Source organism: Roseobacter cerffii (assembly GCF_054226325.1).
In genome coordinates, this window is sequence record NZ_JBTBYJ010000002.1 from 123,693 (window position 1) to 142,369 (window position 18,677).

The following is an 18,677-nucleotide window of genomic DNA, read 5'->3' on the forward strand; positions in this document are numbered from 1 at the left end:
TATGCAACCAGGGTGCGCACGGAGGTTTCTGGCGAAACCCGCTGCCGCGCACTCGGCGCAAAATATGTATCTTGCGCCGTCATCATATCATCTGCGCCGCTTTGGCCGCCCGCGCGGCCTTGTCCAGCTTCTTCTGATGCTGCACTCGGAAGTCAGGGCGCAGATTTGGTGCGCCTTCCCAGACACCGGCTGTGTCATCTGCGCCCACATCCTCGAAGAAGGCCTTCATCCGGCCCATCCGGTCCTTGTTGCCGATGGCCGCGTTGGTCACCTCGGCCAGCGAGCCCGCACCCGCCACCCCCATCAGGGGCCGCGCAGAAATCAGATTGGTGAAATAGAGCGCGGGTACACCGAGCTCCTTGGCCTTCTGCACCACTGGCGTGGTGCCAATGGCCAAGTCGGGCTTCACCGCCTCCATCGCAGCACAGTCATCTTCTAGCGACGCGCGGTACTTCACCGTCACGCCTTTCGCCTCCAGCCAGGCCGCATCCTCGGCGGACCACTCGGACTTCGCACAGGCCGTACCGACATACGGCACATCTGCCCCGCTTTCGATCAGCAATCGCGCCACCAAAAGCTCGGAGCCCTCATAGCCCGAAAGCGTGATGGTCCCGGTGATCGGCGTCGCCGCCAGCGCGCCCCTGATCGCGGGCAGGACTGCGTTCTGCGCCGCTGCGATCTGATCAGCCGAGACACCATAGGTCTCGCCAATCGCGCGGAGCCAGGCCGCTGTTCCGTCATGACCCACCGGCGCAGACCCCACAACGGGCCGCCCCGCTGCTCGGAAAGCACGGACCGTATCCGTATAGAAGGGATGGATTGCTGCGACGACCGAGCAGTCGAGCGCTGCATAGAGCTCACGCCACTCGCGGCACGGCAGAACTGGCCCTGCTGCCAGACCCATGGGGGCCAGCATCTGGCCAATCATCATCGGGTCCGCCGGGAACATCTCGCCCAGCATCGCAACTGTAGCCCGCGAGGACCGCCCGCCCACAGGCGCCGCGACGGGGCCCGCTTCGGCCTCCTCCCGCGCGTAAGTCAGCATGGCACCGGCCAGCACATCCTTGGCCTCGGCATGGGTCGGGACGCCAAACCCCGGCACGTCGATGCCAACGATCCGCACGCCATTGATCTCGCGCGGCAACAGCTGCAGCGGCACGCCCGATGCCGTCGGTACGCAGAGGTTGGTGACGACAATCGCGTCATACCGATCCGGGTCTGCCAACTCGTGCACAGACTCGCGGATGTCCTCAAAAAGCTTGCCGGTCACCAGCGTCTCGGAATTGAACGGCACATAACCCACCGACCGCCGAGCGCCGTAGAAATGCGACACGAAGGTCAGCCCGTAAACACAACAGGCCGAGCCAGACAGCACCGTCGCCACCCGCTTCATCCGCAGGCCCACGCGCAACGACCCAAACGCCGGGCACATAGATTGCGGCTTGTCATGCGGCCCCAGGGGATAATCTGCGCGGAATTTCTCGAGAACTTCTGACTTGCCCGCCATCCGCGCCGCTTCGGCTATATCGTCGCCTGAATGGCAGCCCGCGCCATCGACCGGTGCCTCTGCCGTCACACGTGTGACATCGCCGTGAGGGTGACCCTTGATCACCTCCACCTCGGCGGCGTCATCATATGTGACTTCCTGTTTCACTCCGCCGACACCTTGTAGATTGGCTTGGGGTTGCGCATGGCTTCCATCAGGCGGATCGACTGGGTGATCATCTCCTGGCTCGATTCGAACAAGGCCTGCGACTGACGGCCCTTCCAGACCGACCGCTCCAGCGCGCGCTGGCTTTCGTCGAAGTGCTCAAGCTTCGTCATAGACAACCTCCAGCGACGGCTTGGGCGCTGCGTTCTTGCCGCGCATGTCGGCGTCGCTCGCCGGTTCCAGCACCACGTCGCCACCCGTTTCCGAAGCATCGAACAGGCCGAGTAGCCCGTCCTGGTCCAGAGGCGCGGGCCGCATCGGCGGCGCCTTCGCAACGTTCAATCCAAGCTCGGCAAAGAGGTCGCCCCACTGGCTCGCCTGAGTACCGACGATCTGGTAGTTCGCGGATTTCTTGCGCAGGTCATCGTCTTGCGGGATCGCTGCGAGGATCGGGATATCCACTGCATCCGCAAAGGCCGCCGCCTCGCCAGTCCCGTCGTCTTTGTTGATCACGAGCCCGGCCACACCGACGTTGCCGCCCAGCTTGCGGAAGTACTCCACCGCCGAGCAGACGTTGTTCGCCACATAGAGAGATTGCAAATCATTCGAGGCAACCAGGATCACCTTCTGCGCCATGTCGCGCGCAATCGGGAGGCCGAAGCCGCCGCAGACCACATCGCCGAGGAAATCGAGCAGCACATAGTCAAAGTCCCAATCGTGGAATCCCAGCTTTTCGAGCAGCTCAAAGCCGTGGATGATCCCGCGCCCGCCGCAGCCGCGCCCGACCTCGGGCCCACCGAGCTCCATCGCAAAGACGCCACCGCGCTTGAAGCAGACATCGCCGATCTTCACCTCTTCGCCGGCCAGCTTCTTGCGCGTCGACGTATCGATGATCGTGGGGCAGGCCTTGCCGCCAAAGAGCAAGCTTGTCGTGTCCGACTTGGGATCGCACCCGATGAGCAGCACACGCTTGCCCTGCTCCGCCATCATGTGACTGAGGTTGGCGAGGGTGAAGCTCTTGCCGATGCCACCCTTGCCATAGATCGCGATGATCTGCGTCTTCGACGTCGGCTCGGATTGCGGTACCTCCAGCGTGGGCTCCGCCGCTTCCTCGCGCAGGCGCTGGTCGAATTCCTTCAGGTTTGGAACATCGTCTTTCACGCCACGTCCTTCCAGTTGAGGATCATCTTCAGGCAGGCGGGATCGGTGAAGGCCCGCTCGTAAGCTTCCGGCGCATCCTTCGCCGCGGCTTCATCTGTGATCAGCCCATCGAGGCTCAGCGTGCCGCTTTCCACCAACGCACGGGTCGCCGCCAGATCGTCATGGGTCCATTCCGCAGCCACGCGGAACCGCGCCTCCTTCATGAAGGCGGGCGGGAAATCGAACCGAATGGGCTCCTTGTAAAACCCGGCAAGGACGACTTCGCCGCCTTTGCCGATCCGGGCCACCAGATCGTTCAGCACATCCATGCTGCCCGACGCATCATAGACCGACATGTAATCGCGGCGCGGGTCGTCCTCCGGCGCGATCACCTCGTAACCTTCGGCCCCATCCCGGCGGGACGGATCGATCTCCCAAACCGTCGGTGCGGGTGCGCCTGCGGCAATCGTCAGCCGGGCTAGCAACCGTCCAAGAACACCGTGCCCCACGATCAGGTCCGGCACCGATTTGTTCAGTCCGGCCATCGTGTGGCGTGCGGTCGCGGCCAGCGCGAGCAGAGCGCCTTGCGCGCCTAGGCTCACATCGATTCGTGTCACGCGATCCGGCGCCGTCACCAGCCGCGCCGCTGCGCCGCCGAAGAGACCAAAGGCGCCGTCATAGCAGTTCGCGCCTGGCACAAACACATGATCGCCGGGGCGGTATCCGGTCGAGGGGGCGGCGTCCACCACCTCACCCACCGCCTCGTAGCCGGGGACCAAAGGATAGCCCATGCCTGGGAACGGCGGCATATCACCGGACCAGAAGAGTTTTTCGGTGCCCGTTGAAATGCCGGAGTGTTGAATATCGACCACGAGATCTTCGGCCCCCGGCGCTGTCAGCGTCAGGACGTCTACCTCGAGATCGCGTGGACCTTTCAGAAGAACGGCGGTGGTGTCCAAAGTCTCTCTCCTCGCTCGCGGGACCGCTTTGATCTTGCGTCAAAGACTCATCCCACAGCTCATGTCGTCGATGTCAGTTTAAGCTTACATCAAATTGTGTCAACTAAATTAGACACATTCTATTCCGTGGAAGATGGCTTTTGCGCAAGAACGACGCGCGTCACATAATTGCGCTTGGGCTGGGGGCTGTGAATGCGCACAAACCCAGACTCCCGGCAGAGATCAGATATCTCCTCCGCCGAGCGGGCTTTGCCCGTCTGCATCGCAAGCGTGTAGAAGGCGAAATACACATCGCCGGCCGCATCCGGCGCAGCGCCCCCGGCCATGGGCTCGGAGATGATCAACCGCCCATCCGCCGGCAGCGCGCGATACACCGCAGCTAACAGGTCACGCACAGTCTCATCCGAATGGTCATAGAGCACGCGGATGAGAGAAATGGCATCGGCCCCGTCCGGCAATGGGTCATCGCGGAAGGAGCCTGCATGTACCGTGGCGCGCGGCCCCAATCCCGCGGCGTCGAAGCGCGCCTGTGCCTGCTGAACAACCTGCGGCAAATCGAACAGCATCAGCTCCAGCCCGGGCGCCTTTTTGCCCACCGCTTCGAGAAACGCACCCGTGCCGCCACCGACATCGAGCAGCCGCCCTACACCTTTCAGGGAAACAACCCGCAAGGTGTCTTCAGCGACCAACAGTTGGCTCTGGGCCATGAGGTCGGAATAGGTCTCGGCCACGTCTTGATCGATCGTGCCTCGGGCGCCGAACACATAGGGCCAGAACTCGGAGAGCTGGGTGCGCTCCGGCCCGCGCAGCAAACCAACGGGATCGGAGAGATCCGCGTAGAATGCCTTGTGATGCCGGATCATGGCTTCAAGCCCTGGCACGCCCATGAGTGCCGCACCCTTCCGCGCCAGACGGTAGCGACCGTTACGATCCCGCTTGAGCAGCTTCAGCGCAGCCGCCGCTTGCAACAGTATCTGCATCCGATCCGCCGGGATATCCGTCGCTTGTCCCAGGCGATCCGCTGTCAGCGGCCCGGCCCGGAGGCGGCGAAAGATATCAAGCTCGACCAAGGCCATCAGCACTTGGCTCTGCACGAAGCCTTGCACAAGATCGAAAAGCGCCGCGCCGTCCTTGCGCGCCTGTCCACGTGTGAGAGGAAAGCGGCTTGCCCAGCTTTGGAACCCGGGGCGCGCAACAAGTCGATTGAGCCAACCGCCGCGCCAGCCGGGCAGATCGCTCGTGGTGTCAGACATTGCTGCGCCGCTGCGCTGCGTGGGGTGCAACAGGGGTCAGCCGCTCGGCATAGGTGCGCACCATCTCAGCCAGTTGCGCCTCGCCGGGGCACGAGGGGATCGAGGCAATCGCCCCGCCCAGAATATCCTTCAGCCGCGAAATGGCACCCTGCACACCCAGCAGGGAGACCGCGTTGGGCCGCCCATGCAGGTCGTCCTGACCCACCGGCTTGCCGAGCGTTTCCGCATCGTAAAGCGCATCCCGCAAATCATCCGCAACCTGGAAGGCTTCACCGATGCGTGCACCCAACTCGAACCACGGCTCTGCTTCTTGCCCGGCGGAGATCGCCCCCATCTGGGTGGCCGCGATGAAGAGCGCGCCGGTCTTGGCCTGATGATAGGCCGAAAGATCAATCTCCGTCTCACTCTCCCAGCCCTGCCCCGCGCAGATGCCACCGGGCATACCGGTGCGGCGCGCGAGCGTCATGATCAGCTGCGCCACCCGATCCGGTGCTTGTTCCGATTGGCGCGCAAGCGTCTCGAATGCCAGCACGATAAGGCTGTCGCCAGTGAGCACCGCGAGCGGCTCGGAATAGGCCTTATGAACGGAAGGCTTGCCCCGCCGGATCGCCGCATCATCAAAGCACGGCAGATCGTCGTGCACGAGGCTGGCGCAGTGAATCATCTCCAGCGCTGAGGCCGCCGCATCCGACAGCGCGGGGCGATCATCACCGCAGGCCATCGCCACGGACATCAGGATTGTGGGGCGAATCCGGGCGCCGCCTGGGGCTGTCGCATAGGCCAGCGCCGACGAGAGTCTGCCAGGCACTGCACCACTCCCCTGTCCGACTGCCACTGCCGACGAAATTGCCGCTTCGATGCGCGAGGTCATGCCCATATGGGACTCCTTTCATCGGCAAAGTGTCATTCATTTGAGACACAAAGTGTAAATCATACTGGACACTTTACCACTTCGAGTCAACAATCCCGTATGGTCGTCGCGACACCCTCACTTTCGCCCGCACGCCCCGAAGCCATCGTCATTGGCGCGGGCATTGCCGGGCTGGCCGTAGCCCTCAGGCTCGCGGCGGGCGGGTATGGCGTGACGCTTCTGGAACGGCACGCCCACACTGGCGGCAAGATCCGCACCGTCCCCAGCCGCGCAGGTCCCGTGGATGCCGGACCAACCGTGCTGACCCTGCGTCATGTGTTTGACGACCTCTTTGCCTGTGCCGGAGAGCAGCTTGAAGATCACGTGACGCTGACACGCCAAGACATTCTGGCGCGGCATTTCTGGTCAGATGGCAGCCAGCTTGATCTTTACGATGACGCGGAGAAGAGCACCGAGGCAATTGAAGCGTTCGCAGGCGCAAAATCCGCCGATCAGTTTCGCCGGTTCAACGCACGCACAGCACGGCTGTTTCAGGCGTTCGACACGCCAATGATGCAGGCCCCCGCGCCAAAGATGGCGCAACTGGTGCCGCCTGTGCTGCGCCAGCCAGGCCTCATTCCCGCCATGGCCCCACTCTCGACCCTGCGCCAGACGCTCCAACGACAGTTCACCGACCCGCGGCTGGCGCAGCTCTTCGGACGCTACGCCACCTATGTGGGTGGCGCGCCACATCTGAGCCCGGCGATCCTGTCGCTGATCTGGCAGGCCGAAGCCGCCGGGGTCTGGGTGGTGAAGGGCGGTATGCACCGACTGACCGACGCGCTGACCAAGCTCGTCGAGGCGCGCGGGGTTCGACTGAAGCGTAACGCCCATGTGGAAAAAATCACGGTGCAAAGCGGGCGAGTCGCTGGCGTCGAGATCAAGGACGGGCCGCACCTGGCAGCTGATAAGGTCATCTACGCAGGTGACCCGCGTGCGCTCGCAACCGGCAGCTTAGGCGAAGACCTGAAGATCGTCGCACCTCAGACGGCCAAACTGCCCCGCTCCTTCTCGGCCCGGGTGCACAGCTTCGCGGCCACTCCACACGGCATGCCCTTGGCCCATCACAACGTGTTCTTTGCCGATGACCCCCAGGCCGAATTCAACGACCTCATGGCAGACCGCATCCCGCGCGACCCGACGCTCTATCTCTGCGCCGAAGACCGCGGCCAGGATCACCCACCCCCGACGCTGGAACGCTTCGAGATCATCTCGAATGCTCCGGCAACTTCAACCTTTACCCCTCCAGTGGATTTGGACAGATGGCATCATCAGATCATGCAGAGGATGGCGGATATGGGCGTGACTATGTCACCGACACCGACCGCCGCGACGATCACAACACCACAACGCTTCGCCGCCATGTTTCCCGAGACGATGGGCGCGCTCTACGGGCAAAGCCCCCACGGGTTGACGGCCTCGCTGAAACGGCCAACGGCCGAGACCCCGATCAAGGGGCTGTGGCTGGCGGGCGGGGGGACACATCCCGGGGCGGGCGTCCCGATGGCGACCCTCTCCGCCAAGCACGCGGCCGAGGCGATCTTGCGCGGCCGAACTTCGACATCCATGTCGGCCCAAACGGCTATGCGTGGTGGTATGTCGACGGCCTGAGCGATTGCGGCAAACGTGCGGTCTCGGTCATCGGGTTCATCGGTTCGGTCTTCTCGCCCTGGTATCGCTGGTCGGGGCGTCGCAACCCGCAGAACCACGTCTGCATCAACGTGGCCACCTACGGGCGCGGCGGGCGGTTCACGATGACCGATCGCGGCGCGGCGGCGCTGCGCCAGACCAATTCGCGGTTCGAGGTCGGGCCCTCGATGATGCGATGGGAGCGTGATCAACTGGTCATCGACGTCGACGAGATTTCAGGGCCGCCGCTGATCAATCGCATCCGGGGTCAGATCCGCGTGAGCCCCACGGCGCTGACCGATGTGGAACTGCCGCTGACGGCAGACGGCGCCCACATCTGGCGCCCTTTCGCCCCCTCGGCCCGGATCGAGGTCGAGATCGACCGACCCGGGTGGCAGTGGCAAGGCGACGGCTATTTTGATGCGAACTTCGGCAGCCGCGCGCTGGAAGAAGACTTCAGCTATTGGACATGGGGCCGGTTTCCAACCGCTTCGGGTGCCACATGTTTCTACGATGCAACGCGGTTGGACGGCTCTGAACTGGCGGCGGGGTTCCGATTTGATCAGAGCGGCCACGCCGAAACGATCGCCCTGCCTCCCAAGGCGCGCCTGCGCCGGAGTCTCTGGGCGGTGAAACGCGAAACGCGCGCCGATACCGGATTTATCCCCCGACAAAAGCTGGCCATGCTCGACGCGCCTTTCTACACCCGGTCCGCCGTGGAAACTCAGTTGGACGGCGAACGTGTGACTGGCGTGCATGAAGCGCTGGATCTGCGCCGCTTTCGCAGCCCGCTGCTGAAACCCATGCTTGCCGTTCGGGTTCCGCGCCGTCGGCACTGGAGTTTCAATTGATCGTCAGGAGGGCGCTGGTGGTGGGTTGCGCGCGACGTCGGGATTCAGCCGCCAGACGGCTGCGTTCAGCGCCGCCGCGATCGTGACCCACACCAGATAGGGCACGAAGAGCAGAGCCGCGATCACGTCGATCTGCCACATCGCCAACAGCCCACTCAGCACCGACAGCCACAAAACTGAAACCACCGCCATACCCAGCCGGATGTTCTTGAGGCCAAAGAAGACCGGCGTCCACAGCCCATTGAGAGCGATCTGCAAGGCCCAAAACGCCAGCGCAACCCCATTGCCGTCTAGCATCGCGATCCGTGCACCCGCCACAGCCATGGAGATGTAAAGCACCATCCATGTCACCGGGAACACCCAGTCTGGCGGGGTGAACCAGGGTTTTTCGAGCGCGCGATACCACGGCCCCGGCGCAAAGAGACCACCGGTCACCCCGGCGCCCAGACAGGCCGCAAAGAAGATGCAGAACAGAAGCCAGAACATGGCCCTAGGTTAGACCCGTTCGGTGACCGGTCAAGCGCGCCCTCTGTTCGAGCCTCCGCTGCTCGAGCGTTGTCAGGACCGAGATCAGCGTATCGCTGCGCGACGATGTGGGTTCGCCAAGCGCAGCGGCGCGCACGAGGAAAGCCACCTCGTCCAGCGGCTTGGCATAAAGAACGGACGAGCGCGGCATCACCATGGTCGCTGCACTCAGCAGCATGGACTGACCCAGCCAGCCCAGCTTTTGCAGCTTGCTTGTCCGCGCCCGGGCAGAGATCGAATCGTAGCCCATGGCGGTCAATTGACCGCCGATACCCGCATAGATGAACCGCGCCGCATAGATGCCGGGACGGCAACGGCGCGGCAGCGCACCAACACCCGCCTCAGAGCGCATGTAGAGCCGGTTTGCCTCCATCACCAACCGCTTGACCATCATCCGCACCGCCTTGGTCGGCTTGGCGTCCGCGAGGAAGCGATCCACGTCAATGCCCGCTTCATCGAGCCAGTCGAGCGGCAAGTAGATGCGGTTTTCCAGAGCATCCTCACCCACGTCACGGGCGATGTTTGTCAGCTGCATCGCCACGCCCAGATCACAGGCTCGGGCCAACGCATCCGCATCGCGCACGCCCATCAGCACACACATCATCGCACCGACGGCTGACGCGACGCGGGCCGAGTAGTCCTTGACGCCCGAGAGCGTCTCATAGCGTCGGCCTTCCGCATCCCACGCCAACCCCTCCAGGAGCGCGTCGGGCAACGCCCGGGGCATCTCGAAATCCTCAACGATAGCCGCAAAGGCCCTATCAGGTGCTGCATCCCTTGGCCGCCCCGCATAGACCGCATCCAACCGGTCGCGCAGCCGCAGCACCGCTTCGACCTTCTCCGCCTTCAGATCCACTTCATCGTCCGCCAACCGGCAAAACGCATAGAGCGCCAGGGACGGGTCGCGCACGCGCGGGGGCAACAGTTTGGAGGCCGCATGAAACGAAAGCGAGCCATGACGGATTGCCTCGCGGCAGTGTTCAAGATCAGACGGCGCGATCATCGGACCACCTGCGCGTCGGGCACCAGGGTGCTCAGCACTTCCGCGGTCGAGATCACACCCGGCACCCCTGCCCCGGGGTGTGTACCGGCGCCAACCAGATAAAGCCCCTTCACCTCTTCCGAGATGTTGTGTGGCCGGAACCACGCGCTCTGCAAAATACGCGGTTCGATCGAGAACCCCGCACCAAGCGGGCTGAGATAGCGGTCGCGGAAAGTCTCGGGGCTGAACACGCGCTCGGTGCTGATCCGCTCACCGAGGCCGGGTAGTAACTGCTCCTCCAGCATCCGCAGCATCTTGGCCTTGTAAAGCGGCTCCTCCTCCTGCCAGTCCACGCCGTTGTCGTGGCCCAGATGCGGCACCGGGCTGAGCACATAGAAAGTATCATCGCCCTCGGGTGCAACCGAAGGGTCCGTGACGGATGGGCGGTGCACGTAGAGGCTCATATCATCGCAGAGCTTGCCCTTGATGAAGATATCACGCAGCAGCCCGGTGTAGCGCGGGCCGTTGAGGATGGTATGATGACCTACATCCGACCAGTCCTGCGCGGTCCCTCTCGTTCCGAAATACCATACGAACAGACTCATGGAATATCGCGTGCGCGCCAGCCTCTGCGCTGTCCACCGTCGTTTCTTTTGATTGCGGAGCAAGGTCGTGTAGGTGTGCCCCGAATCCGCGTTGGAAACGACGATATCGGCGCCCATCTCCAGCCCCGACGCGAGCCTGACACCCGTGACCGCATCCTCACGGACCACGATCTCATCGACCTCTGTCTCCATCAGCAGCGTGCCGCCCTGCCCTTCGATCACATCCGCCATGGCGCGGGCCATACCCGCCAACCCACCCATCGCGTAGTGCACGCCAAACTCTTTCTCGAGGTAGGCGACAAGGATGTACATCGAGGTCACATGGAGCGGATCACCACCAATGAAGAGCGGATGAAAGCTGAGTGCCATGCGCAGCTTTTCGTCCTTCACGCGCTTGGCCGCATGCGCATAGACAGATCGATCGGCGCGCAGCATCGCAAAGGTGGGCAGCACCTTGATGAGTTCCCACAGCTTATGCATCGACCGGCGGCCCAGATCCTCAAACCCGAACCAGTAGCGGTCTGCGCTGTCCTCAAGGAACTTGTCGAAACCTGCTAGGTCCTGTGGCGCAAGCTTGGCCACCTCGGCGCGCAGCTTTCCAGTGTCCCGTTGCGCCACGAATTTGGTGCCATCGGGCCAGCGGATCTCGTAGAAGGGTTCGAGCGCTTTCAGGGTCACATCGGCATCGAAGTCCAGCCCGCAAGCAGCCCAGAGCTCGCGATAGAGCTGCGGTACGGTCACGATGGTGGGCCCCAGATCGAACCGGTGGCCATCCTGCCAAATGGCAGAACCACGCCCGCCCGGCACATCAAGCTTGTCGATCACCGTGACACGGTAGCCCTTGGCTCCCAGCCGCATCGCCGCAGCAAGCCCGCCCAGGCCCGCACCAATCACGATTGCGCGGTTGCGCCCGCCCTGAGCAGCATGTGCAGATTCGTTGGGATCTACGCGTGTCATCACTTCGGTACAGTAGATGTGTCCAGTTTACTTTACAATTGTGATCTTCCAATTTGCGGAATTGCGTGTCAGACTTAGTTGACACTTGGGAGCAAAACAGCGCGCAATGACCGATACCCCAGTTGTATCCTTGAGCTTTTTTCGGTTTTCGCGGCCTTCAACGCGGCTGTGGGCCTTTGCGATGATGGGTTTTGCCCGACGTGCCTTACAGCACGTGCCGGGTATCGGCTTTTGGAAGCTCTGCGGATCCGGCACGGGTGAAGGTTTTACCCCCCTGCCCAACACCAGCGTCTATGCCATTCTAGCCAGCTGGCACGACGAAGACACAGCGCGCGCGCAGACCCAAAACGCCCCAATTTTCCAACGATATCGCGCCCAAGCCAGCGAGGATTGGACCGTCTTTCTCGAGACCACCTCGGCGCGCGGGGCCTGGTCGGGTCAGAGCCCGTTTCAGGCCAGCGGCAGCACGCCGGACGGCCCGCTCGCGGCTCTCACACGGGCCACGATCAAGCCAGCCGTTGCGCTGAAGTTCTGGCGGCGGGTCCCCGACATCAGCCGCATGGTCGGCAGTGATCGCAACGTTGCCTTCAAGATTGGCATTGGCGAGGTCCCGCTGCTGCATCAGATCACCTTCTCGATCTGGCCCGACGCAAACACAATGGCGCAGTTCGCCCGCACCAACGGCCCGCACGCCGCGGCGATCCGTGCCGTACGCGAAGGTAACTGGTTCTCCGAAGAGCTTTATGCGCGCTTCGCGATCCTGGGAGATACAGGCACCTGGGGCGGAGCCAGCCCGCTCACCGCTTTGGACCGTCCCGCATGACCCAACCTTTCCCCTTTTCCGCCATCGTTGGCCAGGCCGACATGAAGCAGGCGATGATCCTCACCGCGGTCGATCCGGGCATCGGAGGGGTCCTGGTCTTTGGCGACCGGGGCACAGGCAAATCCACAGCGGTCCGGGCGCTCGCAGCTCTCCTGCCCCCTATTCGGATGGTTGAAAGCTGCCCTGTTAACGCCCCCAAAACAGCCGATTGCCCGGATTGGGCAGAGTTAGGCTCCAAAAAGATCGTCACCCGCCCTACCCCTGTCATTGATCTGCCACTTGGCGCGACCGAAGACCGTGTGGTCGGTGCGCTGGATATCGAGCGCGCGCTGACCCGTGGCGAGAAAGCTTTTGAACCTGGTCTCTTGGCCCGCGCCAACCGCGGGTACCTTTACATCGACGAAGTCAACCTGCTCGAAGATCACATCGTTGATCTCCTGCTCGACGTCGCGCAATCGGGTGAGAATGTCGTGGAACGCGAGGGGCTGTCGATCCGCCACCCTGCCCGTTTCGTGCTCGTGGGCTCGGGCAACCCGGAGGAAGGCGAATTGCGCCCACAACTGCTCGACAGGTTTGGCCTGTCCGTCGACGTGCGCTCGCCCAACGATGTGGCCGAGCGTGTGGAGGTGATCAAACGCCGCGACGCGTTCGAAAGCGATCACGCCGCCTTCATGGCGCACTACACCGGCGAAGACGCAAAGGTGCGTGACGCAATCCTGAAGGCGCGCAAACGCTTGGCGAAAATCGCCACACCAGACACGATTTTGGAGGACTGTGCGGCGCTCTGCATCGCGCTTGGGTCTGATGGCCTGCGCGGCGAGTTGACCTTGCTGCGGGGCGCGCGCGCCTTGGCAGCTTACGACGGCAAACGCAAAGTTCATCGCGATCACTTGCGCGCCGTCGCACCTTCGGCTCTGTCGCATCGGCTGCGGCGAGACCCGCTTGATGAGGCTGGCTCAACCACGCGGGTCGAGCGCGTTGTGGAGGAGGTTCTGGGGTGAGCGTGCCGGATGGCAGCTGGGACCGCGCAGCCACCTGCCTGCGCTTGCTTCTGTTTGCTCCGGACTACCTGGGAGGCGCCGTCATCCGCATGCGGGCAGGCCCCGACCGAGACCTGATCACTGACACTCTGCACCCTCTTGCGGCGCGCAGGCTGCATCCAACGATTTCCGATGATCAGCTTTTTGGCGGGCTCGATCTATCAGCAACCCTTGGATCAAATCAAATCATTGAAAATAAAGGGCTATTTTCGAACCAATGCATTGCCAGTTTATCAATGGCGGAGCGATGTGGTCCGGAACTGGCCGCGAAGCTGGCGCAACAGCTTGATCACGATGTCGGCCATTGTCTTATTGCTCTGGACGAGGGCGCGGACGCGGAGGAGGCGGTACCCCCTGCCCTGTCTGATCGCCTGCCATTCCATATCGCACCTGAAGGCCGGCGCCCGGCAAACTGGCGGGTTGTCCCCGCGGGGACGCAACCTAAGAAACCGCAGGAGGTCGCAGCGACACCGGAGGACGCTATGGCACTCGCCGTGCTCGCCGCGACGTTCGGCATTCATAGCTTGCGGGCGCCGCTGCTGGCTCTGCGCGTTGCGCGCACGCTGGCAGCGATCGATGATCGCGATACCGTTTCGCAAACCGATCTCGAGACCGCAGCAGGTCTTGTCTACGCCCACCGCGCGACATGCTTGCCAGAGGAGACGGAGAGCGCCCAGCACGCGACACCGCCCGACAACTCTTCGCACGAGGACAGATCCAACGGGGGCGAGACAGTCAACCTCCCTGATGGTGACATGTTGGTCGAGGCCGTGCGCGCCCTGTTGCCCGACGATGTGTTGGCCGGGCTTGTCCCCGCGGGGACAACACGGACCACCGGTGGTTTGGGAGCGGGCCAGAAGCGCAAGGGCAACCGGCGCGGTCGGCCCCTGCCCTCTCGTCCAGGGCGCCTCGACGGACGCAATCGTATCGACCTGGTCGCCACGCTCCGCGCCGCGGCCCCATGGCAGCCAATCCGCCGTCAAGTCCAACCAAATACCAAAGGACTGCTGATCCGCCCATCCGATATTCGGGTCAAACGATATGAAGACCGATCTGACCGTGTATTGATTTTTGCCGTGGACGCCTCGGGATCAGCCGCTGTCGCGCGGCTGAATGAGGCCAAGGGTGCAGTCGAGCTTCTTTTGGCACGAGCCTATGCAGCACGCGATCACGTGGCGCTCATCTCCTTCCGCGGGACACATGCCGAGCTTTTGCTGCCGCCCACGCGCTCGCTGGTCCAAACGAAACGGCGGCTGGCGAACTTGCCTGGAGGAGGCGGGACGCCACTCGCGGCCGGCTTGCAAGAGGCCAGCACCTTGGCCGTTCAGAGCAGATCGAAGGGGCTCACGCCGACCCTTGTTGTCTTGACCGATGGCCGGGCAAATATCGCGCTCGATGGCAGCCCCGATCGAGCGCAAGCCGTGGACGATGCGGAGAGGATCGCCAAGCGTCTACGGCTGCAAGGGCTGCAGAACCTGTTGATCGATACCGGCGCGCGGCCTCAGGCGGCGCTGAGCGCCTTGAGCGGGCACACAGGTGGCCAATACCTCGCACTGCCACGGGCGGACGCACAGGCCCTCACAGGCGCTGTCAGCGCCGTTCTTGAGGCCTAGGCTGGTGCGGTGGCCACCCCCAGCGGATTGGCCTCACTCCGGGATCTCCCGCCAAGTGCTCGCAGCCCCGCATCGCTGGCACGTGCAGGAGACCGGGCGTGGACCGCTCACACTTCTGTTGCACGGGGCAGGCGGCAGCACCCATTCGCTTCGAGGACTGATCACGCACCTCAGCCAAACCCGCCAGGTCGTCGCCATCGATCTTCCCGGCCAAGGATTTACACAGCTCGGCGCGCGCCATCGCTGCAGATTGGACACCATGGCCGCCGACATCGAAAAGCTGTGCCAACAGCAAGGATGGGCACCAGATGCCATTGTCGGGCATTCAGCCGGAACGGCGCTGGCGCTGACGCTCTCAGAAAACCTGCTGTCCCCGCGGGGACAGCCGCCTGACGTTGTGGGGATCAACCCGGCACTCGATACATTTGATGGCATCGCTGGCGTGTTGTTTCCCGCCATCGCCAAGATGCTGGCTGCCATCCCGTTCAGCGCCAGTGTTTTCTCCGCCACGGCATCGAGTCCGGCGCGGATACAGGCTCTAATAAGCGGTACAGGCTCTGATTTGGATGCTCAAGGGCTGCGCTGTTATCAACGGCTCGTCGCGGATCGAAACCATGTCGACGGCACTCTGCTGATGATGGCGCAATGGTCACTCGACGCTCTGGCACGTGCGCTGCCAACTCTGCAGACGCGTGCGCTTTTCATCGTCGGCAGTCGTGACGGCGCAGTCCCTCCACGGGTCGCACATGATGCCGCCAAGCGCATGCAGCAGGCCGCTGTTGTTGAACTCGAGGGGTTTGGGCATCTCGTACACGAAGAGGTTCCGGAGCTGGTCGCCGAACACATCCTCGCGTTTCTCGACCGCTAGCCTTTCAGATGGTCGAGAAAAGCCCGCGCGGCGGCTTCAAGACGGCGCGGCTCGATAGCGCTGAAATCATGATCCAGCGTCACTTCGAATTTGCCCGCCGATGCTGTGCATTTCGCCACACCCTCAGGCCGATTGAGCTTGATCGTCGTGCGCGCAGACGTCTTGGGGGCAGGGGACTTCGACGCCTTCGGCTTCGCCTGCCCACCGCTCACGGCACTGCGCAGAAGCGACAACTCTAACGCTGCATCCCTGTCCGGCTGGCTGTTCAGAACCGCACGGACCTGACCCGCAAAGCGCCCGTTTTCTTCGAGGAGCTTCACGAGGCTGAGGCCCGTTGCACGCGGGATACTCTCCGGATGCTTCAGATCCTTCCCGAGAACCGTCAACAGATGAGCAAAGTGGCGAATGTAGCTGCGCTTTTGCCGGCCCGCCGAGGCAAAAAGCGCCTCGATCGCCGCCGCGACACTCTGCTCGCTACGGCTTGCGTAAGACATCGCAAGCTGCGCCATTTCAGCAAAGGAGATATCGCGCCGCACGAGGTTCTCATCCACCATTCGGCGATAGAGGTGATCCAGCTGCGCGCCCCGCGCCTGCAAGGTCGCAGGGATCTGTGCAAATCGAGGATCTGACGTCTCGGCCAGCAGCTCACGATAGGCGCTGAGCCGCCGGAACCCCTGGATCAGCTCATAGCCATCGGCGACCTCCTCGACATGGATCGGGTTCGAGAGACCAACCGCCTTAATGGAGGCCTTCAACTCATCGAGGTCCGGATCACGCTCCGCCACGCGATCCCGGATCAGCTTGGTCGTTTTGATCTGATCGAGACTGACCAAGCCGACGATCTGGCCGTTCTTCTTCAGCGCCACATACTCATGCGCCAACCGATCATTCTCGGCCCGGATCTCAGCCTCTGCCGCCTGTCGCGCCCCGAGCGCCTCCGCATTCTCGGAAATCGCAGCCGCCATAGGTCCGCGCCGGGCCGGGGCCGCATCCTCTGTCCCCGCGGGGACGGCGCTCTCGTCAAAGTCGATGTCAAAGACGCGTCGCTTGCTCATGCCTCATCCTCCAGCTGATCCCAGGCCGTACAAAGGTGCTTGTGGAACTCCCCATAGGCCTGATCGAAACTCGCCCGAGCCCGGCGCCAGGTTTCGCGAGTCATCTCGCGGTAGTCGATCTCGTAGATCGACGACAAAAAACGCCCGGATTGCTCCACCGCGCGGGTCATCTCGATGGGATGTTCGGTGACGCGCTGACCCCAGACCTTCACGAACGCCTGTTGCATCGCACGGTGCAAATCGTTGTTCGGCTCAAACCGGGTCAGCAGAAAGCGGACATCCAGAAACGCCTTTGGCAAGTTCATTGTCCCCGCGGGGACGAGGCCGGAAAAGCGGCTGAGATCCTCAAGCGCCTCGGCGAGCTGGCCGATGAAAGACGTGGTGCTGTCATACTCCCAATATCCGGGGCCCGAGGGAATATAGAGCATATCGGCGGCGAAGACCGCGTTCATCGACTGGTAGCCAATGGCGGGTGGGCAGTCGAACAGGATCAGGTCGTAGGCATCCGCAGGCAGCTGATCGAGAAACCGCGAGACAGCGGCAAAGAACGACCATTCCGGGTTCAGATGCCGGTACTGCGCGGAGGCGAATTCGACGAAAGCCGCGTTGGCACAAGAGGGCACGATGTCGATGGTCGGCCAGTTGGTCGGCTTGATGAAGTCCGCCGCGCGCAGGTCAGCAAGTCCCATATCGGTGATGCTGGTGGGCAAGCGGCGTTGGGGCAGGGCGGTTCCGCTTTCTGCTCCCTGCGAGGCACGGTTCATACGCTCGGTCTCGCTCGCCAGATCGCGGGCCATGATGCCCCAGACGGTGTACTCCTCGGCCACATCGCTCAGCCCCATGGAATGGCTGAGCGTGGCCTGCGGGTCGAAATCGATGGCCAGCACACGGTATCCGTCAAGCGCCGCTGCGTGCGCAAAGTGCAACGCCACGGTAGACTTCCCCGCACCGCCTTTGAAGTTGGCGATGGCCGCGCGCATCGCGCGCTTGCCCGTCGGACGATAGGGCATGAGGGAGCGGCGATTGACTTTCAGTCGTCGCCGCATTTCGTTGATCTCTTCAAGGCTGTACCAATGCTGGCGACCGTCAGCCTCAACCGTGCCCTGGGGCAGGGTGGGATCCGCAGCCAAACGCCCACGCATCGTTGACTGGTTGACCTTGAAGATCAGCTCCGCCACCTCCCAGCTCGAAAAACGGCGCAGGGTCTTCTCATTCTGAGGGCTGTAGGTCTGCTGGCGAATGAACCCCTGCATCTTGAGGGACTGCGCCTGAAGCTGCGCGAGATCGCTGTGTGTATACATGGCGGGCCTGTGCTCAGATGTCCCCACGGGGACGCTAATTCTTGTTTTTTCCCGGTTTACGCTGGTTTTGCGAAAAAGGCAAAACCGAATATCATATGCGCAGCAGATTTGCACAGGGTCCGCCGATGACATCAATACAGCGTGGCAAAGACCCCAGAGCGATTCTCTGATCGTCTTGGCGGATTAGCGCAGATGGCGCGTCATGAACGAGATATTGGGGGTCACCTATTTGATCGCCACCGCTGATTGGGGGACATAACAAAGCAAATAGGGGTCATGCAGCCTGTCCCCCAATACCCTTAAACCAAAATCATATTGATGTAATGGATTGGAGAACTGGACCGTTCGGGGCGTCGGACTTGACAGAATCGATAAACCGGACGCAAATTAGAACATCGATTGCAAAAACGGCGAATTTCACCGAGTGATCGTGAAAGAGGCTGATCGATCAGTCCACATCCGAGGCAGGACCATCCGTTGCCGGATGGTCATTTTTTCAAAATCGAGGCAGAACC

The 18,677-nt window shown here is 62.7% G+C and carries 17 protein-coding genes; 6 read left to right on the plus strand and 11 right to left on the minus strand.

The window, feature by feature from the left end; genetic code table 11:
* Nucleotides 1-82: 82 nt before the first annotated feature.
* The 6 genes from bchY to ACVC7O_RS21645 form a co-directional block, all read right to left on the minus strand.
* Complete coding sequence (bchY, locus tag ACVC7O_RS21620; protein ID WP_458326186.1) at nt 83-1,654, minus strand: chlorophyllide a reductase subunit Y; 1,572 nt, start codon at nt 1,652-1,654, stop codon at nt 83-85.
* The gene (locus tag ACVC7O_RS21625) at nt 1,651-1,824 is read right to left on the minus strand and encodes a hypothetical protein (RefSeq protein WP_458326187.1); all 174 of its coding nucleotides are present in this window, start codon (nt 1,822-1,824) and stop codon (nt 1,651-1,653) included. The genes bchY and ACVC7O_RS21625 overlap by 4 nt, the downstream gene beginning before the upstream one ends.
* Nucleotides 1,811-2,812 carry a chlorophyllide a reductase iron protein subunit X gene (locus tag ACVC7O_RS21630; RefSeq protein WP_458326188.1) on the minus strand — a complete coding sequence of 334 codons (1,002 nt, stop codon included), beginning with the start codon at nt 2,810-2,812 and terminating at the stop codon, nt 1,811-1,813. Before ACVC7O_RS21630 ends, ACVC7O_RS21625 begins: the two co-directional genes overlap by 14 nt.
* Nucleotides 2,809-3,750: a chlorophyll synthesis pathway protein BchC gene (bchC, locus tag ACVC7O_RS21635; protein WP_458326189.1), complete on the minus strand. Its 942-nt coding sequence runs from the start codon at nt 3,748-3,750 to the stop codon at nt 2,809-2,811. The genes ACVC7O_RS21630 and bchC overlap by 4 nt, the downstream gene beginning before the upstream one ends.
* Before the next feature lie 119 nt (nt 3,751-3,869).
* Nucleotides 3,870-5,003 carry a methyltransferase gene (locus ACVC7O_RS21640; protein ID WP_458326190.1) on the minus strand — a complete coding sequence of 378 codons (1,134 nt, stop codon included), beginning with the start codon at nt 5,001-5,003 and terminating at the stop codon, nt 3,870-3,872.
* The gene (locus tag ACVC7O_RS21645) at nt 4,996-5,880 is read right to left on the minus strand and encodes a polyprenyl synthetase family protein (protein ID WP_458326191.1); all 885 of its coding nucleotides are present in this window, start codon (nt 5,878-5,880) and stop codon (nt 4,996-4,998) included. Before ACVC7O_RS21645 ends, ACVC7O_RS21640 begins: the two co-directional genes overlap by 8 nt.
* A 93-nt stretch (nt 5,881-5,973) precedes the next feature.
* Between ACVC7O_RS21645 and crtD the strand changes: the two genes are divergently transcribed.
* On the plus strand, nt 5,974-7,524 hold the full coding sequence (crtD, locus tag ACVC7O_RS21650) for a 1-hydroxycarotenoid 3,4-desaturase CrtD (RefSeq protein WP_458326192.1): 1,551 nt from the start codon (nt 5,974-5,976) through the stop codon (nt 7,522-7,524).
* The gene (gene crtC / locus ACVC7O_RS21655) at nt 7,521-8,393 is read left to right on the plus strand and encodes a carotenoid 1,2-hydratase (protein WP_458326264.1); all 873 of its coding nucleotides are present in this window, start codon (nt 7,521-7,523) and stop codon (nt 8,391-8,393) included. The genes crtD and crtC overlap by 4 nt, the downstream gene beginning before the upstream one ends.
* 3 nt (nt 8,394-8,396) lie before the next feature.
* On the opposite strand, the gene tspO is transcribed toward crtC, so the two are convergent.
* Genes tspO through ACVC7O_RS21670 form a run of 3 tightly spaced genes read right to left on the minus strand, consistent with a single transcriptional unit; the run spans nt 8,397 to nt 11,462 of the window.
* Nucleotides 8,397-8,879 carry a tryptophan-rich sensory protein TspO gene (tspO, locus tag ACVC7O_RS21660; RefSeq protein WP_458326193.1) on the minus strand — a complete coding sequence of 161 codons (483 nt, stop codon included), beginning with the start codon at nt 8,877-8,879 and terminating at the stop codon, nt 8,397-8,399.
* Between the two features lie 4 nt (nt 8,880-8,883).
* On the minus strand, nt 8,884-9,921 hold the full coding sequence (crtB, locus tag ACVC7O_RS21665) for a 15-cis-phytoene synthase (protein ID WP_458326194.1): 1,038 nt from the start codon (nt 9,919-9,921) through the stop codon (nt 8,884-8,886).
* Complete coding sequence (locus ACVC7O_RS21670; RefSeq protein ID WP_458326195.1) at nt 9,918-11,462, minus strand: phytoene desaturase; 1,545 nt, start codon at nt 11,460-11,462, stop codon at nt 9,918-9,920. The genes crtB and ACVC7O_RS21670 overlap by 4 nt, the downstream gene beginning before the upstream one ends.
* A 106-nt stretch (nt 11,463-11,568) precedes the next feature.
* On the opposite strand from ACVC7O_RS21670, the gene crtA reads away from it, so the two are divergent.
* The 4 genes from crtA to bchO all read left to right on the plus strand — a co-directional run bounded on the left by crtA (nt 11,569) and on the right by bchO (nt 15,806).
* Nucleotides 11,569-12,285, plus strand: a complete 717-nt coding sequence (gene crtA / locus ACVC7O_RS21675) for a spheroidene monooxygenase (protein ID WP_458326196.1) — start codon at nt 11,569-11,571, stop codon at nt 12,283-12,285.
* The gene (gene bchI / locus ACVC7O_RS21680; protein ID WP_458326197.1) at nt 12,282-13,286 is read left to right on the plus strand and encodes a magnesium chelatase ATPase subunit I; all 1,005 of its coding nucleotides are present in this window, start codon (nt 12,282-12,284) and stop codon (nt 13,284-13,286) included. The genes crtA and bchI overlap by 4 nt, the downstream gene beginning before the upstream one ends.
* A 2-nt stretch (nt 13,287-13,288) precedes the next feature.
* Nucleotides 13,289-14,938: a magnesium chelatase subunit D gene (locus ACVC7O_RS21685; RefSeq protein ID WP_458326265.1), complete on the plus strand. Its 1,650-nt coding sequence runs from the start codon at nt 13,289-13,291 to the stop codon at nt 14,936-14,938.
* 82 nt (nt 14,939-15,020) lie between these two features.
* Complete coding sequence (bchO, locus tag ACVC7O_RS21690) at nt 15,021-15,806, plus strand: alpha/beta fold hydrolase BchO (protein ID WP_458326266.1); 786 nt, start codon at nt 15,021-15,023, stop codon at nt 15,804-15,806.
* Here the strand turns inward: bchO and ACVC7O_RS21695 are convergent.
* Together ACVC7O_RS21695 and ACVC7O_RS21700 are read right to left on the minus strand one after the other, a co-directional pair.
* Complete coding sequence (locus ACVC7O_RS21695; RefSeq protein WP_458326198.1) at nt 15,803-16,861, minus strand: ParB/RepB/Spo0J family partition protein; 1,059 nt, start codon at nt 16,859-16,861, stop codon at nt 15,803-15,805. The two genes, bchO and ACVC7O_RS21695, sit on opposite strands and share 4 nt — an antisense overlap.
* Nucleotides 16,858-18,162, minus strand: a complete 1,305-nt coding sequence (locus tag ACVC7O_RS21700) for an AAA family ATPase (protein ID WP_458326199.1) — start codon at nt 18,160-18,162, stop codon at nt 16,858-16,860. Before ACVC7O_RS21700 ends, ACVC7O_RS21695 begins: the two co-directional genes overlap by 4 nt.
* Between the last annotated feature and the right edge of the window lie 515 nt (nt 18,163-18,677).

Bases quoted from the DNA above. Each gene is read 5' to 3' on its own strand.
- ACVC7O_RS21625 (WP_458326187.1), bottom strand. From the start codon at position 1,824: ATGACGAAGCTTGAGCACTTCGACGAAAGCCAGCGCGCGCTGGAGCGG.
- ACVC7O_RS21640 (WP_458326190.1), bottom strand. From the start codon at position 5,003: ATGTCTGACACCACGAGCGATCTGCCCGGCTGGCGCGGCGGTTGGCTC.
- ACVC7O_RS21645 (WP_458326191.1), bottom strand. From the start codon at position 5,880: ATGGGCATGACCTCGCGCATCGAAGCGGCAATTTCGTCGGCAGTGGCA.
- crtD (WP_458326192.1), top strand. From the start codon at position 5,974: ATGGTCGTCGCGACACCCTCACTTTCGCCCGCACGCCCCGAAGCCATC.
- tspO (WP_458326193.1), bottom strand. From the start codon at position 8,879: ATGTTCTGGCTTCTGTTCTGCATCTTCTTTGCGGCCTGTCTGGGCGCC.
- crtB (WP_458326194.1), bottom strand. From the start codon at position 9,921: ATGATCGCGCCGTCTGATCTTGAACACTGCCGCGAGGCAATCCGTCAT.
- ACVC7O_RS21670 (WP_458326195.1), bottom strand. From the start codon at position 11,462: ATGACACGCGTAGATCCCAACGAATCTGCACATGCTGCTCAGGGCGGG.
- crtA (WP_458326196.1), top strand. From the start codon at position 11,569: ATGACCGATACCCCAGTTGTATCCTTGAGCTTTTTTCGGTTTTCGCGG.
- bchI (WP_458326197.1), top strand. From the start codon at position 12,282: ATGACCCAACCTTTCCCCTTTTCCGCCATCGTTGGCCAGGCCGACATG.
- ACVC7O_RS21695 (WP_458326198.1), bottom strand. From the start codon at position 16,861: ATGAGCAAGCGACGCGTCTTTGACATCGACTTTGACGAGAGCGCCGTC.
- ACVC7O_RS21700 (WP_458326199.1), bottom strand. From the start codon at position 18,162: ATGTATACACACAGCGATCTCGCGCAGCTTCAGGCGCAGTCCCTCAAG.